This window comes from Paenibacillus sp. HB172176 (assembly GCF_011947265.1).
Classification (GTDB): domain Bacteria; phylum Bacillota; class Bacilli; order Paenibacillales; family Paenibacillaceae; genus Pristimantibacillus.
In genome coordinates this window covers 138,089-162,916 of record NZ_JAATHD010000008.1, presented here as the reverse complement: position 1 = coordinate 162,916, position 24,828 = coordinate 138,089, and the positions used below count along the sequence as shown (strand labels likewise).

At 50.9% G+C, this 24,828-nt stretch carries 22 protein-coding genes; 17 read left to right on the top strand and 5 right to left on the bottom strand.

The window, feature by feature from the left end:
- Window positions 1–29: 29 nt before the first annotated feature.
- Window positions 30–1,571 (top strand): DUF6382 domain-containing protein, encoded by a 1,542-nt coding sequence (locus tag HFP08_RS13190; protein ID WP_168121057.1) that lies wholly within the window; start codon window positions 30–32, stop codon window positions 1,569–1,571.
- On the opposite strand, the gene HFP08_RS13185 is transcribed toward HFP08_RS13190, so the two are convergent.
- The 3 genes from HFP08_RS13185 to HFP08_RS13175 form a co-directional block, all read right to left on the bottom strand.
- Entirely contained in the window at window positions 1,568–2,476 is a 909-nt protein-coding gene (locus HFP08_RS13185) for a TIGR01777 family oxidoreductase (protein WP_346768733.1), read from the bottom strand. The genes HFP08_RS13190 and HFP08_RS13185 overlap by 4 nt on opposite strands.
- Window positions 2,477–2,525: 49 nt before the next feature.
- On the bottom strand, window positions 2,526–3,035 hold the full coding sequence (locus tag HFP08_RS13180) for a hypothetical protein (protein WP_168121056.1): 510 nt from the start codon (window positions 3,033–3,035) through the stop codon (window positions 2,526–2,528).
- Window positions 3,036–3,140: 105 nt separating this feature from the next.
- Entirely contained in the window at window positions 3,141–3,578 is a 438-nt protein-coding gene (locus HFP08_RS13175) for a DUF2621 domain-containing protein (RefSeq protein ID WP_168121055.1), read from the bottom strand.
- Between the two features lie 100 nt (window positions 3,579–3,678).
- Between HFP08_RS13175 and HFP08_RS13170 the strand changes: the two genes are divergently transcribed.
- The 9 genes from HFP08_RS13170 to fur all read left to right on the top strand — a co-directional run bounded on the left by HFP08_RS13170 (window position 3,679) and on the right by fur (window position 13,368).
- A complete protein-coding gene (locus HFP08_RS13170) occupies window positions 3,679–4,809 on the top strand; it encodes a deoxyribonuclease IV (RefSeq protein ID WP_168121054.1) in 1,131 nt (376 codons plus the stop codon).
- A 67-nt stretch (window positions 4,810–4,876) separates the two neighbouring features.
- The gene (gene purU, locus HFP08_RS13165) at window positions 4,877–5,779 is read left to right on the top strand and encodes a formyltetrahydrofolate deformylase (RefSeq protein WP_240941359.1); all 903 of its coding nucleotides are present in this window, start codon (window positions 4,877–4,879) and stop codon (window positions 5,777–5,779) included.
- Window positions 5,780–5,845: 66 nt separating this feature from the next.
- Window positions 5,846–7,861, top strand: a complete 2,016-nt coding sequence (gene tkt / locus HFP08_RS13160; protein ID WP_168121053.1) for a transketolase — start codon at window positions 5,846–5,848, stop codon at window positions 7,859–7,861.
- A 79-nt stretch (window positions 7,862–7,940) separates the two neighbouring features.
- On the top strand, window positions 7,941–8,258 hold the full coding sequence (gene ppnP / locus HFP08_RS13155; RefSeq protein WP_168121052.1) for a pyrimidine/purine nucleoside phosphorylase: 318 nt from the start codon (window positions 7,941–7,943) through the stop codon (window positions 8,256–8,258).
- Between the two features lie 181 nt (window positions 8,259–8,439).
- Entirely contained in the window at window positions 8,440–8,961 is a 522-nt protein-coding gene (locus HFP08_RS13150; protein WP_168121051.1) for a DUF420 domain-containing protein, read from the top strand.
- 143 nt (window positions 8,962–9,104) lie between these two features.
- On the top strand, window positions 9,105–10,454 hold the full coding sequence (locus tag HFP08_RS13145) for a glucose-6-phosphate isomerase (protein ID WP_168121050.1): 1,350 nt from the start codon (window positions 9,105–9,107) through the stop codon (window positions 10,452–10,454).
- A 27-nt stretch (window positions 10,455–10,481) separates the two neighbouring features.
- Complete coding sequence (locus HFP08_RS13140; RefSeq protein ID WP_168121049.1) at window positions 10,482–11,114, top strand: YigZ family protein; 633 nt, start codon at window positions 10,482–10,484, stop codon at window positions 11,112–11,114.
- 768 nt (window positions 11,115–11,882) lie between these two features.
- On the top strand, window positions 11,883–12,749 hold the full coding sequence (locus HFP08_RS13135; RefSeq protein WP_168121048.1) for a fumarylacetoacetate hydrolase family protein: 867 nt from the start codon (window positions 11,883–11,885) through the stop codon (window positions 12,747–12,749).
- A 148-nt stretch (window positions 12,750–12,897) separates the two neighbouring features.
- A complete protein-coding gene (gene fur / locus HFP08_RS13130; RefSeq protein ID WP_168121145.1) occupies window positions 12,898–13,368 on the top strand; it encodes a ferric iron uptake transcriptional regulator in 471 nt (156 codons plus the stop codon).
- Between the two features lie 152 nt (window positions 13,369–13,520).
- On the opposite strand, the gene HFP08_RS13125 is transcribed toward fur, so the two are convergent.
- Window positions 13,521–14,327 (bottom strand): Cof-type HAD-IIB family hydrolase, encoded by an 807-nt coding sequence (locus tag HFP08_RS13125; RefSeq protein ID WP_168121047.1) that lies wholly within the window; start codon window positions 14,325–14,327, stop codon window positions 13,521–13,523.
- An 85-nt stretch (window positions 14,328–14,412) separates the two neighbouring features.
- Here HFP08_RS13125 and HFP08_RS13120 point away from each other — a divergent pair, with 85 nt between their 5' ends.
- Window positions 14,413–15,864 (top strand): S41 family peptidase, encoded by a 1,452-nt coding sequence (locus HFP08_RS13120; protein ID WP_168121046.1) that lies wholly within the window; start codon window positions 14,413–14,415, stop codon window positions 15,862–15,864.
- Window positions 15,865–15,956: 92 nt separating this feature from the next.
- A complete protein-coding gene (locus HFP08_RS13115; RefSeq protein ID WP_206109240.1) occupies window positions 15,957–16,178 on the top strand; it encodes a DUF1450 domain-containing protein in 222 nt (73 codons plus the stop codon).
- A gap of 577 nt (window positions 16,179–16,755) precedes the next feature.
- Here the strand turns inward: HFP08_RS13115 and HFP08_RS13110 are convergent.
- The gene (locus HFP08_RS13110) at window positions 16,756–17,148 is read right to left on the bottom strand and encodes a hypothetical protein (protein ID WP_168121045.1); all 393 of its coding nucleotides are present in this window, start codon (window positions 17,146–17,148) and stop codon (window positions 16,756–16,758) included.
- A gap of 223 nt (window positions 17,149–17,371) precedes the next feature.
- Here HFP08_RS13110 and HFP08_RS13105 point away from each other — a divergent pair, with 223 nt between their 5' ends.
- From HFP08_RS13105 to HFP08_RS13085, 5 genes are all read left to right on the top strand, one after another.
- Window positions 17,372–17,875 carry a ferritin gene (locus tag HFP08_RS13105; RefSeq protein WP_168121044.1) on the top strand — a complete coding sequence of 168 codons (504 nt, stop codon included), beginning with the start codon at window positions 17,372–17,374 and terminating at the stop codon, window positions 17,873–17,875.
- Between the two features lie 116 nt (window positions 17,876–17,991).
- Entirely contained in the window at window positions 17,992–19,551 is a 1,560-nt protein-coding gene (locus HFP08_RS13100) for an ArnT family glycosyltransferase (RefSeq protein ID WP_168121043.1), read from the top strand.
- Window positions 19,552–19,670: 119 nt separating this feature from the next.
- Window positions 19,671–21,221: a trypsin-like peptidase domain-containing protein gene (locus tag HFP08_RS13095; RefSeq protein WP_168121042.1), complete on the top strand. Its 1,551-nt coding sequence runs from the start codon at window positions 19,671–19,673 to the stop codon at window positions 21,219–21,221.
- A gap of 143 nt (window positions 21,222–21,364) precedes the next feature.
- Window positions 21,365–23,170, top strand: a complete 1,806-nt coding sequence (locus HFP08_RS13090; protein ID WP_168121041.1) for a B12-binding domain-containing radical SAM protein — start codon at window positions 21,365–21,367, stop codon at window positions 23,168–23,170.
- Window positions 23,171–23,441: 271 nt separating this feature from the next.
- On the top strand, window positions 23,442–24,821 hold the full coding sequence (locus HFP08_RS13085) for a Gmad2 immunoglobulin-like domain-containing protein (RefSeq protein ID WP_168121040.1): 1,380 nt from the start codon (window positions 23,442–23,444) through the stop codon (window positions 24,819–24,821).
- The last annotated feature ends 7 nt before the right edge of the window (window positions 24,822–24,828 follow it).

The following is a 24,828-nucleotide window of genomic DNA, read 5'->3' as shown; positions in this document are numbered from 1 at the left end:
CTTATTGAAGATGAAGAGGGTGATGATTGTTGGAGAAATTGAGAATTGATTTCGCCATGAACCGCGGCCATGAAATGCTGATCGACCGCAAGCCGCCGATCGAGCGGCATGAACTGGACGAGCTTGAGCTGAATATGCTTCGACAGAGATCAATTCCTTATTTGCTGTCTTGGGACTGGTATGAGTTGGACGGGAAGGTTACTTTCCGTTACGCCATTAACGGCAGCAAGCTGCTTCTTCATCGTTTGCAGCAGGACACCTTGTCCATGAAGCACTATTACAGCTTGCTTCTAAGTCTTACGGACGCCCTTATGGAATGCAAGGATTATATGCTAAGACCCGAATGCTGTTTGTTGGATGATCAATACATCTTCGTCGGCGAACGGCTTGAGGATATAAGACTCGCCTATATTCCGCTGAAAACCGGGATTGATTCAACATCGCAAGCGAACAATTCTCTGATGAATCTTATTGTCAGATGGACGGCCTATGTAGAGCCGCTGGACGGATCGGGGCTGAAGCAGTTGCTGCATGCGTTCAACGCCGGCAACCTTCCTCTGACCCGGCTGCGAGATATTTTGCTTAAGCTCATTTCCAAGACTGCAGGTCAAGCTGAGCAACAAGCTGGGATACCTGAGCAACAAGCCGGGATAGTCGGGGCTGGATCCGGTTCCCTCAGGGAAGCTCAAGCGGAGTTGCAGACACCTATAGTCTCGCAATCAGAGCATTCGTTAGACGCCGTTCGGATATCCGGTCCTGCTCGCACCGAAGAGGATCAGGAAGAGACGCCGCGTTATTGGGGCGAGCCGGAAGAGGAGGAGCAACAACGGCCTGCGAGAAGTCCATGGGTTGCAGGCGCTTTATACGTTTTGTTAGCCGCCTTGATCTGGCGCTTCCTCTATCTTTCGAATCCGACGAATCAAAGGATGCTGCTCAGCCTTGCGTTATCCTTAATCCTTCTGGCCAGCCTGGTCTATTTATGGCGAAGAAGATCGCAATTGCTTATGACGTCTGCCGAGCCTGTTGACGAGGAGCTGTTCGAGCTGCATTCCGGTCCGTTGCCGAGCAGCAGTTGGCCTTCGGTCAACAGTTCTTCTATCGAACCGAATACGACAGACTCGATTGGAACCTATTCCGTACCTCCGGCCAGAATGGACGACAGCATGTCCAATGCTACCCGCGGAAGGGCTATGGTTCCGCCAACCATGCTGCTCGGAGCATCGGAGACAGAGGGGGATGAAGGCGACGTTAAACCTGTTGGCATGACCTATTGGCTGCAGAGACAATGGAACGGAAAGGAAGAAAGAATCGAATTGAAGGAGGACTGCTTTAAAATCGGCAGAGCGAACGAAGGCGTGGGTTATGAGGAAATCGCTGAGGGAGTATCCCGGCTCCATTTGGAGATTGCCATAGTGGAGCAGCATTATCAAGTAAAGGATCTCGGATCCCGAAACGGGAGCTTGCTGAACGGAAAGCTGATGATTCCGTACAAGAGCTACCCGTTCGGAGAAGGAGATCAGATTCATCTTGCCGGCGACAAAGGCCCGATGTACGAGTTGAAATGCGGTTAATTCTTCCCGACTAATTGCCGCATGGCGCTGTCTACGGAGGGATAGCGGAATTCAAAGCCATGCTCCATCGCCTTTTTCGGCAATGCCCGCTGTCCATCAAGCAGCAAGGTAGACATTTCACCGAATACGGCGCGCATAAGGAAGGACGGGACCGGGAACCAATGCGGGCGATTCATCGCTTTGGCGACGGCTCTCCCGAACCCGTCATTTGAGACGGGATCAGGCGCAGAAGCGTTAACCGGTCCTTCCATCGTTTTATGATCAAGACAAAATAGAAGCAGACCGACCATGTCTTCCAAATGAATCCAGGACAGCCCTTGTTTGCCGCTTCCGATCCTTCCGCCGCCGAATAATCGATAGGGAAGCGCCATTAACGGGAAAGCGCCCTCCTTGGCATCAAGCACAACGCCGGTTCTTATTTTCACAAGCCGGGTTCCATGAATGCAATCAGCCGCGGCTTCCCATTCACGGACTACGCCGGACAAGAAGTCGGTAACAGCCGTGGGGCTGCTTTCATCGAAAACACGGCTATCCGAGATTCCGTATGCAGATATGCCTGAAGCATTGATGACTGCCTCGGGCTTTGTCTCCAATCGATGAACGATGGATGCGGTACGCTCGGCAGCTTGTATGCGAGATTCAAGAATGCGCTTTTTGGCTTCGCCTGTCCATCGCTGATTGATGGATTCTCCGGAAAGATTAATAACAGCGTCAATGCCCTCCAGCGCTTGCACGCTGTCTCGCAGCTCGTCCCATGTAAGATAGGAAGGGGTGTATGCTGATGCAGCGGCGTCGCTTGGCTTGCTTCGCGTAATGACAGTCACTGCATCCCCGCGTTTCATAAGCGCCTTCGTCAACGCCTTGCCGATAAAGCCTGTCCCGCCAGCAACCGCTATGCGCATCATTCATCTCTCCTCTATCCTTTTTTTGAGAACTGGGAACAATACTGCGGTGCTATTTCGCTTCTTCGATTTTCGTCAGCCAAAGCTGCTTGAGATTGCTTTCGCTGTCGATGACCTTCTCCGTATAGGAGAAGGTAACCTTCGCATCCGTGGGAAGCTGGTTGATTACAGCGGACAAGGCTGTATTATATCGGAATGGCTGCGCTTCGCCGTTTACTTTGATTTCAATGGAGCTGGGATCGATTTGCCCGGTATAGACGCCTTCGCCGGTCATTACATCTGCCGGCTGGGTTTCCGTATCCTCTTCTTTGTTATTTTCACCGTTATTGCTGTGGGATTCCCCATCCGATTCATTATCCGTAGACAATCCGCCGGGATCCATAATTCCGCTGTCGCTTGGCAGCACTTCCGTCTGGTTGTCGGTTGCTTCCGGCGTCGCCGAGGCATTGCCGTTGCCGTTCTCGTTGTCAGGGTCGTTGCAAGCTGACATGGTCAGCATCAGCGCGAGCATAACCGCGCTAGTGGCTGCAATGTATTTGCGATTCTTCTTCAAGTTGATCATAGATGATCCACCTCCTGTAGGTATGTAACGTTGCGACTGTGGAAATGGTTGCACATTTTTTGCGGCATAGACAAGAACGGCAGAGCTGCCCCGGGACAGCTCCGCCTATTTGTTCAGCATATTCTGATAGTTGGAATAGTCGATTCCCTTGCGTTCGAGGAAGCTGACCAGACTGCGGTAATCCCGTTTTGGCGTTGCTTTGATGTAGCCCTCGATGCAATGCTCGCGTGTAACGGTATCTGCATGGCGCTCGATCGCTACTTGACCGATCTTTGCTGCTATGGAATGCTTGGCTATATCCCGGAAAGCCGTCGGAACGGGAGATACCAATTCTTCGAGAAATTGCTTGGACTCCTCCGTCCACATGCTGCGGCTGCGTTCAACCCAATAGTTTTGCCAGTCGAGCTTGGATTTGCCGTCGCGCATCGGAAGCACCTTCAGAAACTTGCGGAACATGAAGAAGCCGCCGATTGCCATCGCTATCACCATAACGACCGCCCAGAATACGATGAAATACATAAACCAATTTGGCGCGTTGCCCATATCCTTTTTTCACCTCAAATGAATTATAGCGTATTCCTAGATTTATTTCGACATTCCTTGTAAAATAAAGGTTGATCAACGGAAAGGGGCGTTTAATGTTATGTTGAAAATCGGTTCCCATGTGTCCTTCTCGGACAAGGGTCTGCAGACCGCAACGAACGAAGCCGAATCGTACGGCTCCAGCTCATTTATGATTTACACTGGCGCGCCGCAGAACACAAGGCGCAAGCCGATTGAAAGCTTATACATCGAAGAAGGCAAAGCGTTAATGGAGAAGGCGGGCATCGAGGAGATCGTGGTGCATGCTCCCTACATCGTTAATCTAGGCTCCTACAAGGATAATACATTCGAGCTCGCCGTGAGCTTCCTGCAAGAGGAAATCCGCAGAACCGATTATATCGGCGTGCGCAATATCGTGCTTCATCCCGGAGCGTTTACGGACAAGGACGCGGAATACGGCATCGCCCGTATCGCGGAGGGCTTGAACGAGGTGCTTGCCGGAACGAGCGGCACGAAGGTGAATATCGCGCTTGAGACGATGGCGGGCAAGGGCACGGAGATCGGTCGCAGCTTCGAGGAAATTGCTTCTATTATGGACAAGGTTCAAGACAACCAGCGTCTTACCGTCTGTATGGACACCTGCCATATGCATGATGCGGGCTATGATTTGATTCAAGATCTGGACGGCGTGCTGGAGCAATTCGACCGCATAGTCGGTTTGGACCGCGTCGCTGTCGTTCATATTAACGACAGCAAGAATCCGAGGGGCGCGGGCAAGGACCGCCATGCTCCGATCGGCGCGGGCTGGCTTGGCTTTGATACGATTCATTCGGTCGTGCATCACGAGTCGCTTGCCGGAAGGCCGTTCATCCTGGAGACACCATGGATCGGCAAGATCGACAAGCAGGAGCGGCCGATGTACGAGGCTGAAATTGCGCTGCTTCGCGGCGATGTGGAAGAACGACTGGGCGCGCCATTCCTGGAGGATGTGGAGAAGCTGCAGCAGTTTTTCCGCAAGCATGAGATCGACCGCAGAAGCTATGTGACGGATACCTGGACACTGCTCAAGAATGACGCGAAGGCGAAGAAAGCCGATCCGCGCGAGCCGATGGAGAGGCTGTACGACTTGATTCTGGCTGAAGGCGCCTTGTCCTCAGAGCTGACCGAGGAACAGGTGAATCAGCGATTGACCGCTTGGTTCGCCGGCGAGAAAGTGCTGGCAAGAGCGTAGACGGAGCGAAGAAGACCCCATTCGAGGAATTGATTGACAATATATACGAAAAGGAAGATTGAAATTCATGTCATCTGATTCAAAGATCATTACAGATATGCCTCTCAGTGAAGCGAAGAGCGGACGCGCGCGTATGCTGATTGCATGTCCGGATCGTTCCGGCATTGTAGCGGCAGTATCGCAATTTCTATATGAGCACGGCGCGAATATTGTGCAGTCGGATCAATACACGATGGATCCGAAGGGCGGAATGTTCTTCATCCGATTCGAGTTCGTGCTGCAGGATCTCGATCGCGAGCTTCCGATTATCGTAGAGGATTTCTCGCGCATCTCCGATCGCTTCGAGATGAAGTGGCATACCTTCCGGGCAAGCCGCAAGAAGCGTATCGCCGTCTTCGTGTCCAAGGAGGATCATTGTCTGCTGGAGCTGCTGTGGCAATGGCGCTCAGGAGATCTTAACGCGGATATCGCGATGGTCATCAGCAATCATCCCGATATGCGGGAGACGACCGAAATGTTCGGCATTCCTTATTATCATATTGCGGTGACGCCGGACACGAAGGCGGAGGCAGAACGAAAGCAGCTTGAGGTTGTGGCCGACAAGGCGGATTTGATCGTGCTTGCCCGCTACATGCAAATTATTTCGCCGAAATTTATTGAACAGTTTCCGAATCGCATCATTAATATTCACCACTCGTTCCTGCCTGCGTTCGTCGGGGGCAAGCCTTACGCACAAGCCTATAACCGAGGTGTGAAAATTATTGGAGCGACCGCCCATTATGTGACGGAAGAGCTTGACGGAGGGCCGATCATCGAGCAGGATGTGCAGCGCGTCAGCCATCGGGACAATGTCGATGAGCTTAAGCGCATTGGCAGAACGATTGAACGCGTTGTGCTCGCACGCGCCGTGAAGTGGCATACCGAGGATCGAATCCTGGTACATCAGAATAAGACAGTTGTGTTCAATTGAATCTCAGTGTTACAATATTCAAAGCATTTATGTCGTAATAACAGACAATTTTAGGAGGAACGAGAAATGACTGTTACACAGAAATCAGTAGATCAGCTTTCCATCGATACGATTCGCACGCTTGCAATTGACGCGATCGAGAAAGCGAAATCCGGGCATCCAGGCATGCCGATGGGCGCAGCGCCGATGGGCTATCAATTGTTTGCGAAAGCGATGAATCATAATCCTTCGAATCCTGCATGGGTGAACCGCGACCGGTTCGTATTGTCGGCGGGTCATGGCTCCATGCTGTTATATTCTCTGCTTCATCTCTCCGGTTATGATCTTCCGCTGGAGGAGCTCAAAAATTTCCGTCAATGGGGCTCCCTGACTCCCGGGCATCCGGAATTCGGACATACGGCCGGCGTAGACGCAACAACGGGACCGCTTGGACAAGGGATTGCCATGGCAGTCGGCATGGCGATGGCCGAGGCTCATCTTGCCGCTGTCTATAACAAGGATCAATACGAAGTTATGAACCATTTCACATACTCCATCTGCGGCGACGGCGACCTGATGGAGGGCATTTCGCATGAAGCGGCTTCTCTGGCGGGTCATCTGCAGCTTGGCAAGCTTGTTGTCATGTACGATTCCAATGATATCTCTCTGGACGGCGAGCTTAATCTGTCTTATTCCGAGACGGTTCAGAAGCGCTTTGAAGGCTACGGTTGGCAGGTTCTTCGCGTTCAGGACGGCAATGATCTGAATGCTTTGGAGAAAGCGATCGCGGAAGCGCAGGCGGAATCCTCGAAGCCGACCTTGATTGAAGTGAAGACGGTCATTGGTTACGGCAGCCCGAACAAGGGCGGCAAAGGCGGACATGCGGGTCCTCACGGATCGCCGCTCGGCGCTGACGAAGCGAAGCTGACGAAGGAATTCTACGGCTGGACCGGTGAGGAATTCCATGTGCCGTCCGAAGTGCGCTCACATTTTGCGGATGTGAAAAGCAAAGGCGAGCAGGCGAATGCGGCTTGGAATGAATTGTTCGAAGCCTACAAGAAAGCACATCCAGAGCTGGCTAAGCAATTCGAGCAAGCTACTTCCGGCGATCTTCCTGAAGGCTGGGATGCGGATCTTCCTGCTTACACAACGGAAGACAAAGCTGTCTCGACTCGCGTGGCTTCCGGCAACGCGCTCAACGGTCTCGCGAAGAATGTGCCGAGCATTGCAGGCGGCTCCGCCGACCTCGAGAGCTCGACAATGACACATTTGAAAGGCTTGACGCAATTCAAGCCGGGCAGCTATGACGGCCGCAACATCTACTTCGGCGTTCGTGAATTCGGGATGGCTGCAGCAATGAACGGTATCGCCTTGCATACCGGCATCAAAATTTTCGGCGGAACCTTCTTCGTGTTCACAGACTATCTGCGTCCCGCGGTTCGTCTTGCCGCTCTTATGAATCTGCCGGTTATCTATGTGCTTACGCATGACAGCATTGCTGTTGGCGAAGACGGCCCGACGCATGAGCCGATTGAGCAATTGGCATCCATCCGCATCATTCCTGGCCTGACAGTCATCCGTCCCGCCGACGGCAACGAGGCTTCCGCAGCTTGGGCTTATGCGGTCGAGAACAAAGGCAATCCGGTGGCGATGGTGCTGACCCGTCAGAATTTGCCGATTCTTGCAGGCACCGTTTCCGGCGCTCGCGAGAATGTTCGCAAAGGCGCCTATGTGATTTCCGATGCCGCTAACGGCAAGCCGCAAGCGCAGCTTCTGGCGACAGGCTCCGAGGTGCAACTCGCAGTAGCCGCGCAAGCTGCTTTAGCCAAGGAAGGCATTGAGGTTCGCGTTGTCTCCATGCCAAGCTGGGATCTGTTCGAGAAGCAAGACAAGTCATATAGAGATTCCGTCATTCTTCCCGAGGTTAAAGCTCGTCTTGCCATCGAGATGGCGCATCCGTTCGGCTGGGAGCGTTATACGGGCGATGGAGGCGACATCCTGGCGATTGATCGCTTCGGCGCCTCTGCGCCGGGCAACCGCGTTATCGAGGAATATGGATTTACAGTTGAGAATGTGGTCAGCAAAGTCAAAGCTTTGCTGTAATCGATAGAAAAGCTTAAGTCTGCTGTATTCAGCATATTCAGCATGAAGATTTCTTCAATTAAAGGAGATAGAACCGCTCATGTCGCAATTTGATCAAGTATCAGTGGTTAAGAAGGCTAATGTGTATTTCGACGGCAAAGTAACAAGCCGTGTTGTGCTGTTCCCGGACGGAACGAAGAAGACGCTGGGCATCATGCTTCCGGGCGATTATGAATTCGGAACGGATTGCCTCGAAATTATGGAGATATTGGCAGGAGACTTGAAGGTGCTGCTTCCCGGTGAAACCGAATGGCTGCATATTCAAGGTGAAGGCGAATTCAAAGTGCCGGCGAACACGAAGTTCAAGCTTCAAGTGGCTGAAGTAACGGATTATTGCTGTTCGTACGAATACGAATAATTCGCAAGGCAAGAAGAGGGCTGAGGCGCATGGCGTCCCAGCCCTTTTTCGCGCGGTCGGGCAAATCGTCGAGAGATTGTGACATATGAAGCCGCTATCCTGTTGTTTTCGTATGCGCAAATCGGCTACAGTAGGGATAGCTAGTCCAATTCGAATGGCAATGAGATGGAGGTAATCCTTGATGAAAGAAAGAAATTATACGCCGCTCGTCGCGGTCTTGACAGTCGTTATTGTCGGGCTGGTGACCGTACTGTTCTTCTTGCCCGCCTATGACGGCGAAGTGGGCTTTGACGTTAAGCTGCTCCCCATGCTGAATGCAATCTTCAACAGCTTCACCTTTCTCTTCCTGTTAACGGCTTTGACAGCCATCAGACGGAAGAACATTCGCATGCATCGCGCATTTATCGGCATGGCTTTCCTGACCACAACGCTGTTCCTGGTCTGCTATGTCACTTATCATTACTTGACGGAATCTACCTCTTACGGCGGCGACGGCGCGCTGAAATATATGTACTTCTTCGTGCTGATTACGCATATTCTGCTTGCGATTGTTATCGTGCCGCTGGCGCTTCTGTCGGCTATTCGCGGCCTCAAGATGCAGGTGGAGAAGCATCGCCGCATTGCCAGATGGACAATGCCGATCTGGCTCTATGTCAGTCTCACCGGCGTTATCGTTTATTTGATGATCTCTCCGTATTATTAAGGATTGGTTATGCGTTTGATCAAATATCTTGATGACTTCTCCGGCGCTCAAACGGTTGTGTTAAAGAGCTAAATCGGCTATTCTTAGGACGATGAATTCGTTTCTGTTGGTGATATTAAATCAATTGGGAGGTAATACAAAGCATGAGTAAAACGGTACATTTTGATTATAGCAAGGCATTGACCTTCATCGGTCAGCATGAAATCGATAATCTGTCCGAGCAAGTGAAGGTGGCGCATGATCAATTACATAACGGAACGGGGGCTGGCTCCGACTATCTGGGCTGGATTGACCTCCCGACGAATTACGATAAAGAAGAATTCGCGAGAATCAAGCAAGCAGCCGACAAAATCAAATCGGACTCCGAGGTTCTGATTGTCATCGGAATCGGCGGTTCCTATCTGGGAGCGCGCGCCGCGATTGAGATGTTGTCGCATTCCTTCTATAACATTCAAACGAAAGAACAGCGCAAGACGCCTCAGGTGCTGTTCGCGGGAAATAATATATCCTCGACCTATGTGACGCATCTTCTGCAGCTTCTTGAAGGCAGGGATTGGTCCATTAACGTCATCTCCAAATCGGGCACGACAACAGAGCCGGCAATCGCTTTCCGCGTCTTCCGCTCCGAGCTGGAGAAGAAATATGGCAAAGAGGAAGCGCGCAAGCGCATCTATGCGACGACGGACAAAGAGAAGGGCGCGCTCAAGAAGCTCGCAACAGAGGAAGGCTACGAATCCTTCATCATTCCGGATGATGTAGGCGGCCGTTATTCCGTATTGACGGCTGTAGGCTTGCTGCCGATCGCAGCGGCGGGCATCGACATCGATGCGATGATGAACGGCGCGTCGGATGCTTCCAAGACTTATGCGAATCCAAGTCTCGCGGAGAACGAGGCTTACCAATACGCGGCTGCGCGCAATGCGTTGTATCGCAAAGGCAAGGCAACGGAAATTCTCGTCAATTACGAGCCCTCCCTGCATTTTGTCTCTGAATGGTGGAAGCAGCTGTTCGGCGAAAGCGAAGGCAAGGATTACAAAGGCATCTACCCTTCCTCTGTCGACTTCTCGACAGATCTGCATTCCATGGGACAGTTCATTCAAGAGGGCAACCGGAATATTTTTGAAACGGTTATTCAAGTGAAGGAAGCCGCGGAGCATATTACGATCGAGCATGACGAGAACGATTTGGACGGATTGAATTTCCTCACGGGCAAAACGATGGATTTCGTGAACAAGAAGGCCTTCGAAGGTACATTGCTGGCGCACACGGATGGACAAGTTCCGAACTTGATCGTCAATATCGCGGATATGACGCCTTACACCTTTGGCTATCTCGTCTACTTCTTCGAGAAAGCATGCGGCATCAGCGGCTATTTGCTTGGCGTGAATCCATTCGATCAGCCGGGCGTGGAGGCGTACAAGAAAAATATGTTCGCGTTGCTTGGCAAGCCGGGCTTCGAGAAGGAGAAGGCCGAGCTTGAAGCTCGATTGTAAGTTTTCGGCGAAAGGAAATTTTGCGTCATGCTGAGTCGATACGCTACGGTCAGAGGGGAAGCGAGCAAGGAAATCGTGATTAAGCGTTCCCGGTTCATCGGCTATGCGAAGCCCGTAGAGACGGAAGCGGAAGCGGTCGCTTTCATTGAAGAGATCAAGCGAATGCATCGAACCGCCTCGCATAATTGTTCAGCCTATGTAGTTGGCGAGCGTGATCAATATCAGAAGGCTTCCGATGACGGCGAACCAAGCGGAACAGCCGGCAAGCCGATCCTGGAAGTGATCAAGAACAAAGGGCTGAAAAACATTGTTGTGGTCGTTACGCGTTATTTCGGCGGCATTATGCTTGGAGCCGGCGGCTTGGTCCGGGCTTATACGGACGGTGCGGTCGCGGGGATCGAAGCTGCCGAAGAAATTATGTTGGTTCTTCATCGAGAGGTGCTTGTAGCCGTCGATTATACATGGTATGGCAAGCTTGAGAATGAGCTGCATAATCGGGGAACGAGAATCGGCGGAACAGACTTCACCGAGCTCGTCTCCGTTCGCTGCCTGCCTGCCGCGGACGAAGCGGAGACCTTCATTGCCTGGATGACCGATTTGACGCAGGGCCAAGCGGTGATAACAGAAGGCGAGCTCAATTATTATATCGAAGGCGAATAAGAGGACGGCTTGAAATCTTGGGATAGATTTCAAGCCGTTTTTCTCACTATTATAGAATTTATAAAATTTTGTTTGGAAGGAATGAACGCTTGCGCCGGTAACGGACATTTTCGAGGCCCTCTAGCTGGTTTTAAAGGACATCCGCGACCGTTACGCGACGATATCAACGATTTTTGGAATGTAAGGGTCGCATTTGACCGTTAGCGTCAGAAATTAGGGTTGAAACCCCTCAATTCCTCTTCTTACGGTCATCCGCGACCGTTAAAATACCCGTTAGGTGTGATTACGGCTTCTTACGGTCATTTGTGACCGTTACGCTACACGCCTTGGTCAAATGGCCACATGCTCACGGATCCACAATGAATCGGCAGCCTTCCAAAAGTCTGTTAGAGCAGGTTACTGTTTGCCAAGAACGCCGTCAGGCGGTTGTTTTGTTTGAACTAGGGCGTGTCTGAATACTCCGAGGGTAACAGATTTTTCCGAATTCAGTTCCATGCAAGGAACTTTTGTGAAGGCGTACCGGGAGTACATCAAGCAAAAGTGACAAAGCAGGGGGCGGAAAGGCGGTGAATGATGTCCCCGAGCGGCTTTCCAGACACGCCCTAGTGAAAATGAAATAAAAATAACCTTTCACGTTACATTTTGTTAGTAATTTTCGTTATTTGATTTGTTTTTTTAATAAAATGAAAGCATCTCCTTTCTTTGTGTTATATAATATGACATGACATAGAGTAAAAGGCCTTTAGAGCCTAACAGGAGGAATCGCGAATGAAAGTGGCGACAATTAAAACAGGCGATCGGGAAGAGGCGGCAATCTTGACAGCCCGGGGGTATGTACCACTGGAGACGATTAATGCTGCCATTGGGACAAGCTGGGCAACGAATGTGCAGGAACTGCTGAAAGGCGGCTCCTTTCAGGAGTTGAAGGCTTGGTACACCGGCGGCGGAGTGAACGAGCTCGCGGGGATGAAGGTCATTGCCCTCATGGATGCGGTACAGGCGCCCTTGCTGCGCAATCCGGGGAAAATATGGGGAATCGGCATGAATTATGTGCGAGATGAAGCGGAGCTAGCGCTTAAAGAAGCGGACGAGGAGCCTGTTGGCTTCATGAAGCCGTCGACGACGCTTATCGGCCCCGGGGATTCCATCCGAATTCCAGGCGATGCGGGCGTCATTACTGCCGAGGCCGAGCTTGCGATTGTGATCGGCCAAGCTTGTCGCGGCGTATCCGAGGCGGACGCCCATCGCTATGTGGCGGGGTTTGCCGCTTCGCTTGATATGACGGCAGCGGATATTCATGCCAGAAATCAGCGGTTTCTCACCCGGGCGAAAAGCTATGATACCTTCCTTAGTCTTGGCTCGCAATTGAATACGGTCGATGAATATGAAGATCATCTGCAAATCAACGTATGTACAGCGCTCAATGGCAGGCAGGAGCATCGAAACAGGTTGTTCCATATGAAATTTCGTCCGATGTACGCGGTAGCGTTCCATTCATCCTTTATGACGCTGCTGCCGGGCGATATTATCCTTACAGGCACGCCTGGCGCTGTCGTCATTCGAGAAGGGGACACGGCAGAATGCCGAATCGACGGCTTCGAGCCCCTTGTCAATCCTGTATCGGCAATGAGGTAATAGCCCTATTCCCGCCGAGCCCCCGACTTGTCCAATTAGGTATTGATTTCTGATGGAAAATGGAATACCATTAGATTAGAATAATTCTAAATTAATGGGGAACATACGGAAACCTAATGCACATCAAGGGGGTTCGATAGCGTTGAATATTTCGGCAGAAATCGAGAAAATCAAAAGAAGCCTCATGGAGAATGGCTCCAAGCTTACTTCTCAGCGGGAGATCATTGTTCGGGTGCTGCTCGAAAACGAGAAGGATCATCTGAGTGCTGAGGATGTTTTTATGCTGGTGAAGGTGAAATTCCCCGAAATCGGCCTGGCTACGGTATATCGTACGCTAGAGCTTCTGGCGGAGCTGCAGATTGTAGCCAAGATGAATTTCGGCGACGGCGTGGCTCGCTACGATCTTCGCGGCGAGGATCATGAGCATATGCATCATCATCTGATTTGCCAGCGGTGCGGAGCGCTTGAGGAAATCAAGGAAGATTGGTTGACGGAGCTTGAAGAACGTCTGGAGAAGGAGTATGGCTTCAAGGTGCTTGATCATCGTCTGGACTTTACCGGCACCTACAAAGAATGCAGCAATAGCGAGTGCAAACGATTAAACAAAGCCGTTTCCTGAAAATACAAGGAAGCTGCGCGAATAGACCGACAGCAGTCCCTTGGCAAGCGTTGGCTGATTCTCCCGATCATCCATCCAGAGCCGGAGGGACTGCTTTTTGCGCCTAGGGATGTGTTTGCTAACTCCGAATGGGGTTGCAAACACGCCCTGGCTTAAGCCTCGATCTTATTAAGCACGAATTTGTCGATTACATGCTTGACTCCCTCATCATTATTGGACAATGTGACATAATCCGCGATCTCCTTCAGAGCGTCGATTGCATTATCCATCGCAACGCCAAGACCGGCGGCTTGAATCATCTCGCGGTCATTCCAGGCGTCGCCCATTGCGATCGTCTCTTCCATCGTACAGCCGAGATGCTCGGCCATAAACGTCAAAGCATGTCCTTTTGTACCTTCCTTGTGCATAAACTCAAGGTAGTGAGCTTTCGATTTCGTAATATGCACGCGATCCCCGATAAGCGGAATAAGCTCGAGCGCCAATTCATCGAGACGCTGCGGGTCGTCGATAATGAGCATTTTGTTAAGCGGTTTGTGGATCAGTTTGCTGAAATCGGGCTCGATGAGATAAGGAATATTGGATAATTGCGAATACGCTTGAATCTTTTCGTTGTCCTCCATGCCGTACAATTGATCATCTGCGTATAGCTGCAAATGCAGGTCCCGCTCGGAGCAAAAAGCGAGTAATTCGCTTGCGGCATCGCTTGGCACGCTGCGCTCGTAGAGCACCTGACCGTCGAGCAGTGTTTTGACTAGCGCTCCTTGATACGTAATAATAGGTACATTAAGATTGATTTGTCTGGCAATTTTTTGCGCGGAGGCAAACATGCGGCCTGTGGCCAGAGTTACGGTCGCGCCTGCGGCAATCGCGGCTTCCATGGATTTGCGGGTGCCTTCCGTCACAATCAGGTCGTCGGTCAGCAATGTGTCGTCAACATCAATCGCAATCAGCTTATACATACTAGCGGTGGGCCCCCTCGTCATCTCAATATGCAATAAAGTTGATTGTAGCGAAAATCATGCCTACATACAAGGAGAGCAATCTATGGATAATTCCCACTATACCATTTCACAAAAAAAGTCAAAGCTGCCCTATGCCATCGGCGTTGTTCTACTTCTTGTTGCCGGCTACTTGCTGGGCCTGTTAGCGATGCATTATCGCTATCCGATTATGAAGGAGCCCGAGTTCAAGCAATTGAACGCCTCCTATAATCGAATTATGAATGATTATTTGGACGGAGCGACGGCGGATACGCTAATTAACGGAGCTGCGCAAGGCATGGTGGCTTCCCTGGAGGATCCGTATTCGCAATATTTGATCGGCGAGAAGGGAGAAGCATATACACAGTCTTACAAGGATCAATTCTTCGGCATTGGTGCGGAGCTTCGCCAAGAAGATGAACGATTTGTTATTCAATCGGTCATCAAGGATACGCCGGCCGAAAAAGGCGGCGTTCTTGCCAATGATGTCATTATCGCAGTAGACGGCAAGGAATTGAAAGGAAAATCGCTGCAGGATTTGCTGGAGCTTGTTCGGGGGGCCGAGGGCACTTCACTGACTCTGACCTTGCAAAGAGCGGGAAGAACGGAGCCGATCGTGGTCAAGCTGAAGCGAGCTGCAATACCGGTGCACACCGTTACCTCCGAGCTGCTCAGCGGAGGAATCGCGCATATTACGATTAGCCGGTTCGCCGAGAAGACCGGAGAAGAATTCAAGACCGAGCTCGCAAAGCTGAAGGAAGAAGGCGAGCTTAAGGGATTGCTTCTCGACCTGCGCTCCAATCCGGGCGGCTTGCTCTCTTCCACGATTGAAATCGCAAGCATGCTCGTTCCGAAGGATAAGAAAATTCTAGATGTTGTCTACAAAAATGAACGGAAGACCGTCACCTTCAAATCCGATCAAAAAGAGGATTGGAAGCTGCCGATCGTCGTACTCGTTAACGAGCATTCGGCAAGCGCAAGCGAGGTCATGACCGCTGCGCTGAAGGAGTCGGCGGGAGCGACGGTCGTTGGGAAGAAAACCTTCGGCAAAGGCATTGTGCAGTCCTTCAGTCAATTCTCCGACGGTTCTGTACTCAGTTTGACGGAAGCGCAGTGGAAGACGCCGAATGGGACATGGATTCATCATGTCGGCGTATCGCCGGATTATGATGTCGATCTTCCATCCTATGCCAATTTGCTTCCGCTGGCCGTAGGTTCGGAGATAAAGCTGGGCAGTTATGGAGATGATGTGAAGACGTTGCAAACGATGCTGAGCGTGCTGGGCTACTCATCATATTCTACGCAGGAAGGCGTGTTCGACAAGCAGACGGAATCTGCGTTGAAGCAGTTCCAGAGTGATCAGAAGCTGAATGCAACCGGCTTGTTCGACGACAAGACGGGTTATCGGCTTGTGGAGATGCTTCGCGAGAAGCTGGCTAAGGAGGACACGCAGCTGAAGAAGGGCATTGAGCTGCTGTCCCAGCAAGCATCGGCGGAGGCGGCAACCGAAGAGTAATTCTCTTTGCGTTTTGCTTGACAACGGTAATGACAATCATTATCATATCCTTGAGAGTGATTTTCAATCCGAGCGAGCGCGGGGTGGCATGATTGAAGAAGATCAAGTATTGCAAGCGAAACTTTAAGAATGGCTTGAAGCCGGTTTACAAGGAAATGAAGGACCGATATCCGGATATTAAGCAGAAGAAGAGCGATTGTCTCGGCAATTGCAAAACCTGTAAGCTGGAATGCTTCGTCGTCATCAAATCAGAGCCTATTAGCGCATCCTCCCCTGATCTCTTATACAAACGGTTGAAGAAGATGATTGGTTAATTGGAGATATGTCCCTGGAATGAAGTGGACAACGACATGAAGAGAATAACAATAGGAAGAGGCGGCAACTTGCCGCCTCTTTGTTTATGGGCGGTGTATCTAATTCTGACGATTAACGCAAGCGTTTCGCTGAATTTTTATTAATTTTTGTTGCATAAATGCAACAATTCAGCGTTTTATCAAGAAATCAGTCGTTTTTTGTTGTATATTTACAACATTTGCATTAGGAGAGGGCTGACGGCAACAGGGAGGGAAGAGGAAGTAAGGGGGGAAGAAGTGAGAGAGGAGGAAGTAAAGGAGGCGTATGTAAGAGAGCGGAAGTAAAGGCGGAGAAAGTAAGGAAAGAGGAAATGGAGTAGAGGAGGGGGAAGGTAATGGAGTAGAGGAGGGGGAAGGTAATGGAGGAGAGGGGGAGCTAGCAGCGACGCTACTAAATTACTGCTACACCCCGTAAGCAGTAAGGCCAGCACCTTTCCAAAAAACAAGCGCGGCTAGCGCTAAAATCAAACGCGGGTAGTACTTGCTGAGTGAGATATCTTTATCGGATGTTACAAGCGCCATTCCCAATGCAAAGCGACTAAGTCAATTGTTGAAGGGGAAGCTGAAGGAGGCTATAACGAACAATGTATTTGCCGGACCTGCCATATTCAGGTTTGAAAATTCCTTTGTCACAGAGAATTTGAAGTGTTTTTACAATTGTGCGGTGATTGACAGCCAGCAATTTTTTTACATCGACAGGACGCAGGGGGCGAGCCAGAGAAGCGGCCAAACGAATAATTTCCTTTTGCAATACTTCATTCATAGGAATAAGTTCAGATTTGTCGTATTGATGCAATAACATGCGGAGAAAGGTTTTGCACAAGTCTGGCCGATGAGCGACATCATCATAGGCGAAGGAAATAACTTTGTAACCCGTTGCGGTTAAGAAGGTTTCTCGATTTAATTCGTTGCAATACTTCTTTCTGTCCATATCCTTGACATGCGGTCCAAATCCCTTAATCTCAAAAATTATTCTCTCCGAGCGGGATAAATACGCGTTAGAAACGCAAAAACGTCCAGCGCATTTCTCGAATGAGCTGGACGTTCTTCGTCAACTTGATATCATTATACCTTTTTTGTTCAAAATCGTCTATTTGCCGATTGTTATTATTGTGTTAGAATAATTACAAATAAGAAAAGTGAGGTGCACAATCATGAAAGAAGCATTGGCTAAAGCCCTTAACGAACAAATGAACTTTGAGTTCTACTCCGCGCATGTGTATCTTGCCATGGCAGCATACTGCTCAGGCGACAGCTTGGACGGATTCGCCAATTTCTTTATCGTGCAAGCAGAGGAAGAACGGTTTCACGCGATGAAAATATATAAATTCCTGAACGACCGCGGCATCCGCGCCACGTTGGAAGCTCTTCCGGAGCCGAATAACGACTATGATTCCGTGTTGCATGCCTTCGAAGAAGGCTATAAGCATGAGATGGCCAATACGGAGCGCTTCTATGCGCTGTCCGATCTGGCGATGAATGATCGCGAGCATGCCACAATCAATTTCTTGAAATGGTTCATCGACGAGCAGGTTGAGGAAGAAGCGTTGTTCGACAGCATAATCAACAAACTGAAGCGCATCGACAAGGACAGCAATGCGTTCTATATGCTTGATACGGAGTTTGCCGGACGCTCCTTCTCGCCTCCGGCAGAATAAACGACAGTCATCACGCACCGCCTGTCCTGACAGCAAGAGCCTCTCTGAAGCATGGTTCCCATGCAGGAGAGGCTCTCTCTGTGTCGGCGGAATCATGCATAGAGAGGATTCAATTCATGCTGCATACACTCCGGAGCTGGCTAACGCATCATCCCTTAGCCGCTCTATTGCTATTGATCGGCATCGTCATGCGCGTTGCCGCCGCGGGCGAAATCCCGCCCGGCTTGAATCAGGACGAAGCCTCGATCGGATATGACGCCTACGCCATTCTGCATTACGGCATAGACAGGAACGGCATGCATCTCCCCGTCCATCTTATCGCGTGGGGGAGCGGTCAGAACGCGCTTTACGCTTATTTCTCGATGCCGTTCATTTTGCTGTTCGGCTTGAATGAATGGACGGTTCGAGCAGTAAGCATGGCGGCGGGAATCGTTTCCTTATGGCTGTTCTATCGCATCGCGGCAAAGCTGTTCCAGAATGAAAAGGGAGCGCTCATGGCGCTTTTCCTCATTGTCGTCTGCCCATGGCATATCATGATGTCGAGATGGGCGCTCGAATCGAATCTGTTCCCGACGCTCGTTCTCGGCGCGTTCTATTGCCTCTTGAAAGGAATGGAGAGGTCGCAGTGGCTCTACGGCTTCACCCTTATGCTGGCTCTGTCGTTGTACGCATACGGAACGGCCTATTTCTTCGTGCCGGTATTTGCCGCGGCGACAGCGGTCTATATGCTTGCTACGAAAAGGATGAGGCCCCTGACGCTGCTCGTTCACGTTGGTATTCTATTCGTGCTGGCGTCTCCTATTCTATTATTTGTTCTGCTGAACAAGGGGGGAGGGGCTTCCGTCTCGACCTGGCTGTTCACGATTCCAAAGCTGACCGTTCCGAGAACGGAGCAGGTGTCTTCCGTCTTCTCTGGAGAAGCGGTTCAAAACAGTTTGGAGCATCTCCAGGCTTTTCTGAAGCTTATGTATACACAGAATGACGGCCTTCCCTGGAATGTGCTGGGGGATTATGGCTATTTGTATTCCATAGCCTTGCCGTTTATCGCAATCGGCCTCTTAGCGGCCATTCATACGGCGTTCAAGAACAAGAGCTTCCCTTGGATGATTCTTGTTCTATGGCTGCTTGCGGCCATTCTCGTAGCTGCGGTGACCGCTGTCAACATCAATCGCATTAATATTATTTTCTATCCAATTATTTTTCTGGCTGCGTCGGGCATCCTGTGGATTTCCCGGAATATTGAACGTTCGATGCTTCTCGTCCTGCCTGCCTTTATTGTTTTTTTCAGCCTCTTCTCCTGGCATTATTACACGGATTACAGGAAGCAAATGAGTCCGCTGTTCTATGAATCGTTCGGGGATGCGGTGAAATACGCTTCGGGATCGACCCAAGGTGACGTTCATATCACCACGAGCGTGAATATGCCCTATATCTATGTTTTGTTTTACGAGAGAACGGACCCCGGACTGTTTCTATCCCAGGTGGTCTACAGCAATCCTGGAGCCGCGTTTCAGCAAGTGGAGTCGTTCGGCAGATATTCCTTCGGCGATTTGACGCTTCATCCGGAGCAACATGCGGCGTATATATTCGGGAGAGGCGACCCGCTTCCGAAGCAGGAGGAACTGGTTGGCTATACGGTGAAAAGCTTCAAGCATTATACCGTAGTCAGCAATTAACGAAAAACAGTTCTCCGCAGCAACTCCGTGTTAAATGATAGACAAAACCGGAATGAAAATGATAGGATAGCTAGGTGAGAATGATAGGCATAATTTAGTAGAATAGGGGTAATTATACGATGGGTTCAACTTGGTCAAAACTATTGCTCTACCCTGCTCTTGCAGCAGGCTTGCTGCTCGCTCCTCTTGGAGCGGCGGGAGGGGAGGCTGCGTACGCGGCGGCTGTGACGACTGCAGCGACGACGAAGACGGCGGCTGATATTCAAATTCTGGTAGACGGAGAGAAGATTGTTTTATCCGCCCCTATTATCAAAGTGAATGATGTGGGCTTCGCGCCAATGCAAGACTTGTTGGATGCGCTCGGGACGGCGTCTGTGTACGATAAGGATACCGGGAAAATCATTATCAGGGACAGCGTAACGACCATCACGATGGAAATCGGGAGCAAGGAAGCATTCGTGAACAATGAGGAATTGGAGCTGGACGAGGCTCCGATGCTGAAAAACGGAATTCCGTATGTGGGGATTCGCTTTGTCGCGGAAGAGCTTGGCGCCAAGGTGGAATGGGACGCCGACGCGAACGCGATTGCGATAAGCATCTGGGATGGGTACCAGGATGTGGACGGAGCAACCGGGGAAGAGGATGACTCCTATTATTATTGGTACGAACCGGAAGAAATTGCGGATGCGTACGACGCCAGTGTCGTCATGATTATGACGAACGCGGCTCAGGGCAGCGGTACAGTAGTCGGTGATAATCTCATCTTGACGAATTATCACGTGATGGCGGACGCCACCTCGGCAACCGCCTACACGACCGATGGGGATGAGCTGAAGATTGTCGGCGTTGTTGCCAGCGATGAAGACGCGGATCTGGCCATTATTCGCACCGAGAAATCAACCGGTTTGACGCCAGTTGAGCTGACATCGGATTATTATGCGGCCAAAGGCGCGCGTATCTATGCGATTGGCAGCCCGGACGGCTTCCAGAATACGATTTCGACCGGCATTATCGGCAATCTGTTATATGAAGCCGGCGTCAGCTATGTGCAGTTCAACGCGCCGATCGGCCACGGCAGCTCGGGCGGAGCTTTGTTCAACGAATACGGCGAATTTATCGGCATTACAACCTCCGGCGTGGAGAAGACGAATGCCTCCATCAACTTCGCGGTGTCGGCGTATCAGGCCGACGAACTGCTGGACAGCGTGACGAAGCTGCAAATCGCGAAGGCCGCGTTCTTGCCGCCTAGTTTGCCGGATACATTGGTCGGAGCGCCTCTGTCGAAGCTTGAAGAGCTGTTGAAGGATCAATTCGGCTCGGTGCAAACCTCTGACGGAATGGCAGCCTTCACCGATTGGAAGGCGGCTCGAGACTCCGAAGGCTGGCTTAACGTGACGGCTGTTATCGATCCGGTATTTTACTTGTATTACGGGTTCGACTCCGAGAACGAGATTCGCAACTGGTCGATTAACTTAGGCTATGAGCTGCATCGCATGCTTCCGAACGAGCGGATTGATCTTGCGATTTCCTTCAATAAGGAATACAGCTTCATGGCGCGCGGCTTTGCGAGCGGAGAGGTGACTTCCTCGGGCAACGGCAAGTGGCGCGTGAATTACAAAGTTATCGATATGCAAATTGGGGATGATATGTATATTACATCCAGGTTTTAAGCTATAGCCTTTCTTTTGAAGCGGCGCTCTCGCATGAGGAGAGACGCCGCTCTTCTTTTTTTCGCGGAAGTTCGATACAATGGAAGCAGCTTGCAGCCAGTTTGCGAGAAGAATGGGTATGACCAAGAGAGGGTAATGCATTTATGAAGGTTGTTCTGTCCACGTTAAACGCAAAGTTCATTCATACCTCGCTCGCGCTTCGTTGTCTGAAGGCTTACAGCGGGCAGCAATTCGATATCGATATTGCTGAATATACGATCAAGGATCCCGCGATGAATATCGTGTCGGATCTCTTCTCGAGAAATCCGGATGTGATCGGCTTTTCTTGCTATATTTGGAACATTGAAGAGACGATTGTCGTTATTAACATGCTTCGCAAAATAAAGCCGGAGCTCAAAATCGTGCTTGGCGGTCCCGAGGTCAGCTATGATACCGACTATTGGATGAATCGCCTTCAAGATGTCGATTTTATCGTGATGGGGGAAGGTGAGGAGACCTTCCATCATTTGTTGACGGAGCTGGAAGGCGACCGCAAGTTCCATCTGGTATTCGGTCTGGCCTATCGCAAGCGGCGCGAGGAAGCGGTGGAAGTTATCATGAATCCGCCGCGTCCGAAGCTTAATCTGAACGAGCTCCCTTCGCCGCACCGGTTCGAGGAGGATATCCCGCAGCTTGGCAGCCGGGTCGTCTATTTCGAGACGAGCAGAGGCTGCCCGTTCAGTTGCCAGTTTTGTCTGTCCAGCATCGAGGTGGGTGTTCGATATTTCGACATGGAGCGAACGAAATCGGATATTCTGTATCTCATCGAGAACGGAGCGAAGCTGATTAAGTTCGTCGACCGCACCTTTAATATTAAGCGCGACTATGCGCTCGAAATTTTCCAATTCCTGATCGAAAATCATCAGGGATGTGTCTTCCAATTCGAGATTACGGCCGATATTATGCGTCCCGAGGTGCTCGATTATCTTGCGGAGCATGCGCCGAAGGGCGTCTTCCGTTTCGAAATCGGCGTGCAGTCGACCAATGATCCGACGAATCTCGCCGTTCAGCGCAGGCAGAATTGGAACAAGCTTGTGCGGACGGTGACGAAGGTGAAGGACTCGGGCAAGATCGATCAGCATCTCGATCTTATCGCCGGACTTCCGCTTGAGAATTACGATACGTTCCGAGGCACGTTCAATGATGTGTTCGAGCTGCGACCGGAGGAGCTTCAGCTTGGATTTCTCAAGATGCTGCGCGGCACGGGCTTGCGAATCGACGCGGAGAAATGGGGCTATATCTATATGGATCATGCTCCATACGAGATGCTCGGCAATGATCTTATGCCTTTCTCCGATATTGTCCGGATCAAGCGGGTAGAGGATGTGCTCGAGAAATATTGGAACGCGCATCGCATGGATCATACGCTGCTCTTCCTGGTTGATCATGTCTTCCCGTCGCCTTTCGACTTCTTCCAGTTGTTCGGCGATTTCTGGGAGAATCAAGGCTGGCAGAAGATCGGGCATCAATTGGAGGATTTGTATGCGCGGCTATGGGCGTTCCTTGAATCGCTCGATGCGTCGAAGCATCCAAAGCTCGAGCTCGACTATGTTCTGGGTCTAATGAAGTATGATTATTTCCTGGGACATCACTATAAGCCTCGCAAGACGTGGTGGGAATTCGGGATGGACAAGCAGGAATGGACGGGATGGATGCGACTTCTGGCGGATGCTCCGGAGAAGGTGTCCCCGGCGTTCGCGGAGCTGAAGCTGAGCGAACGCGAGCTGCATAAGCATGCGGTTATCGAGAAGCTCCCGTTCAATCTGGAGCGATTGCTGGCAAGCGGCGAACGCGATGCAAGCGCTCCTACCTTGCTTATAATGCTCTACGCGCTGGATCAGAAGAATGCGAAGCCGAAGCCGGTTCCTTATCTGATGGCCCTCGAAGCAAGTGGAAGCGAAATATTCTGAAGCATGTCCCATGGTTAAAGTGAGTTAAAATGAACCGAAAAAACCGAAAAAAAGCTTCCGAGCGATCTTTAACAAATGGGCTGTTTCCAAGGCGATGTTCATATGCCGTGGAAGCAGCCTTCGGCATGTCCCGCATCTGTACGCAAATCAGGACATGACTTCCATGAAACAAATGCATCTCCGATTACGTTTAATGCAATAAGGGTAAGAAAGAATATAGCTGGGACCATTGGCTTCCTATCATCACGAGCAGAGAGGGGTTATTCCGAATATGAAAAAAAGCAAACTGATGCAAATCACAATAATGATCGTAATGACGGCAATGCTGGCCGCGTGCGGCAACAAGCTGGATGCAGAATCAAACGGAAGCGGCCCATCGGCATCGAATGGAGATGCCTCCGAACAATCAATTGCGAAAGCTTTGGACAGAGGCGTGGTTGTGGAACGGAATGACGGCAGCTTGCTGATTACGTCCTATCAAGAGCAGGACGAAGTAGCGTCGATTGATGCGTATTCCCTTGCGACTACAGACGAAACGCAGTGGCTGGACGCAAGCGGGGCCTCGCTGACAGAGGAGCGATTCCCGGTCGGCTCCCAGGTAGAGGTGTGGACGACGGGGCCGGTTCGAGAATCCTATCCTGCGCAGGCCGATGCCGCAAAGCTTATCCTTCTGGACGATCAAAGCGGCTCTTCGGAGTTGATTGGCCGTACGCAGGCCGTACGCACGGCGCTCGAGGCTCAGACGGAAATCGACGATGTATGGTCGGTGAAGGAGGCGAAGCTGGACGAAGCGAATCAGCGCTGGCGTGTTGAGCTCGTCGCGAACGGCTATCTGGACAATCCTGTCAGCGTTGCGATAGATGCCGCTACCGGCGAAATCACGCAAGATACTTTAGCCGAGAATGAAGCTTTTCGCGTATTCGCGCCAAAACCGGATACGGTTATGAATGCAAGCTTTACGGTAGAGGGCGAAGCCAAAGTGTTCGAGGCGGCGTTCAATTGGTCGCTTGAGGACGGACATACGATATTGGCTGAAGGCCATGAAACGGCGGATGGCGGGGCGCCGGCTTGGGGCGCGTTCAGCTTTCAGGTGAGCTTTGACAAAGCCTCGCAGGAGAATATGACCTTGATTCTGTACACAACAAGCGCCAAGGATGGTAGTGCGGAGCATCAATTGATTATTCCGCTTAAGGTTGCCGAGGATCATATTGCATATATGACCGATTCGCAGGAGGTTTCTTACGATAATTCGCAATACGGCTTCCAATTCTCGCTTCCCGACAGCTGGAAGGGCTACACGATCGTGGAGGATAAATGGGAAGGCAATATTGTCAATGACGATTTCGAAACGATAGACACAGGAACAGGTCCTCTTCTCTCCATCAGGCATCCGGAATGGACGAAGGATGTGCCGAGACAGGATATTCCGATTATGATTCTTACGCGTGAGCAGTGGGACATGGTGAAGGATGATAAGCTTTATATAGGAGCGGCGCCCATTATTCCAAGCGAGCTTGGTCGAAATTCCGACTATGTATTCGCGCTGCCTGCTCGTTATAATTTTGCCTTCCCGGAAGGATTTGAAGAGGTTGAGGACATTATGAAAGGAAATCCGCTTCACGCTTATGACCCGAAGGCGCAGGGGCAATAAGATGCGC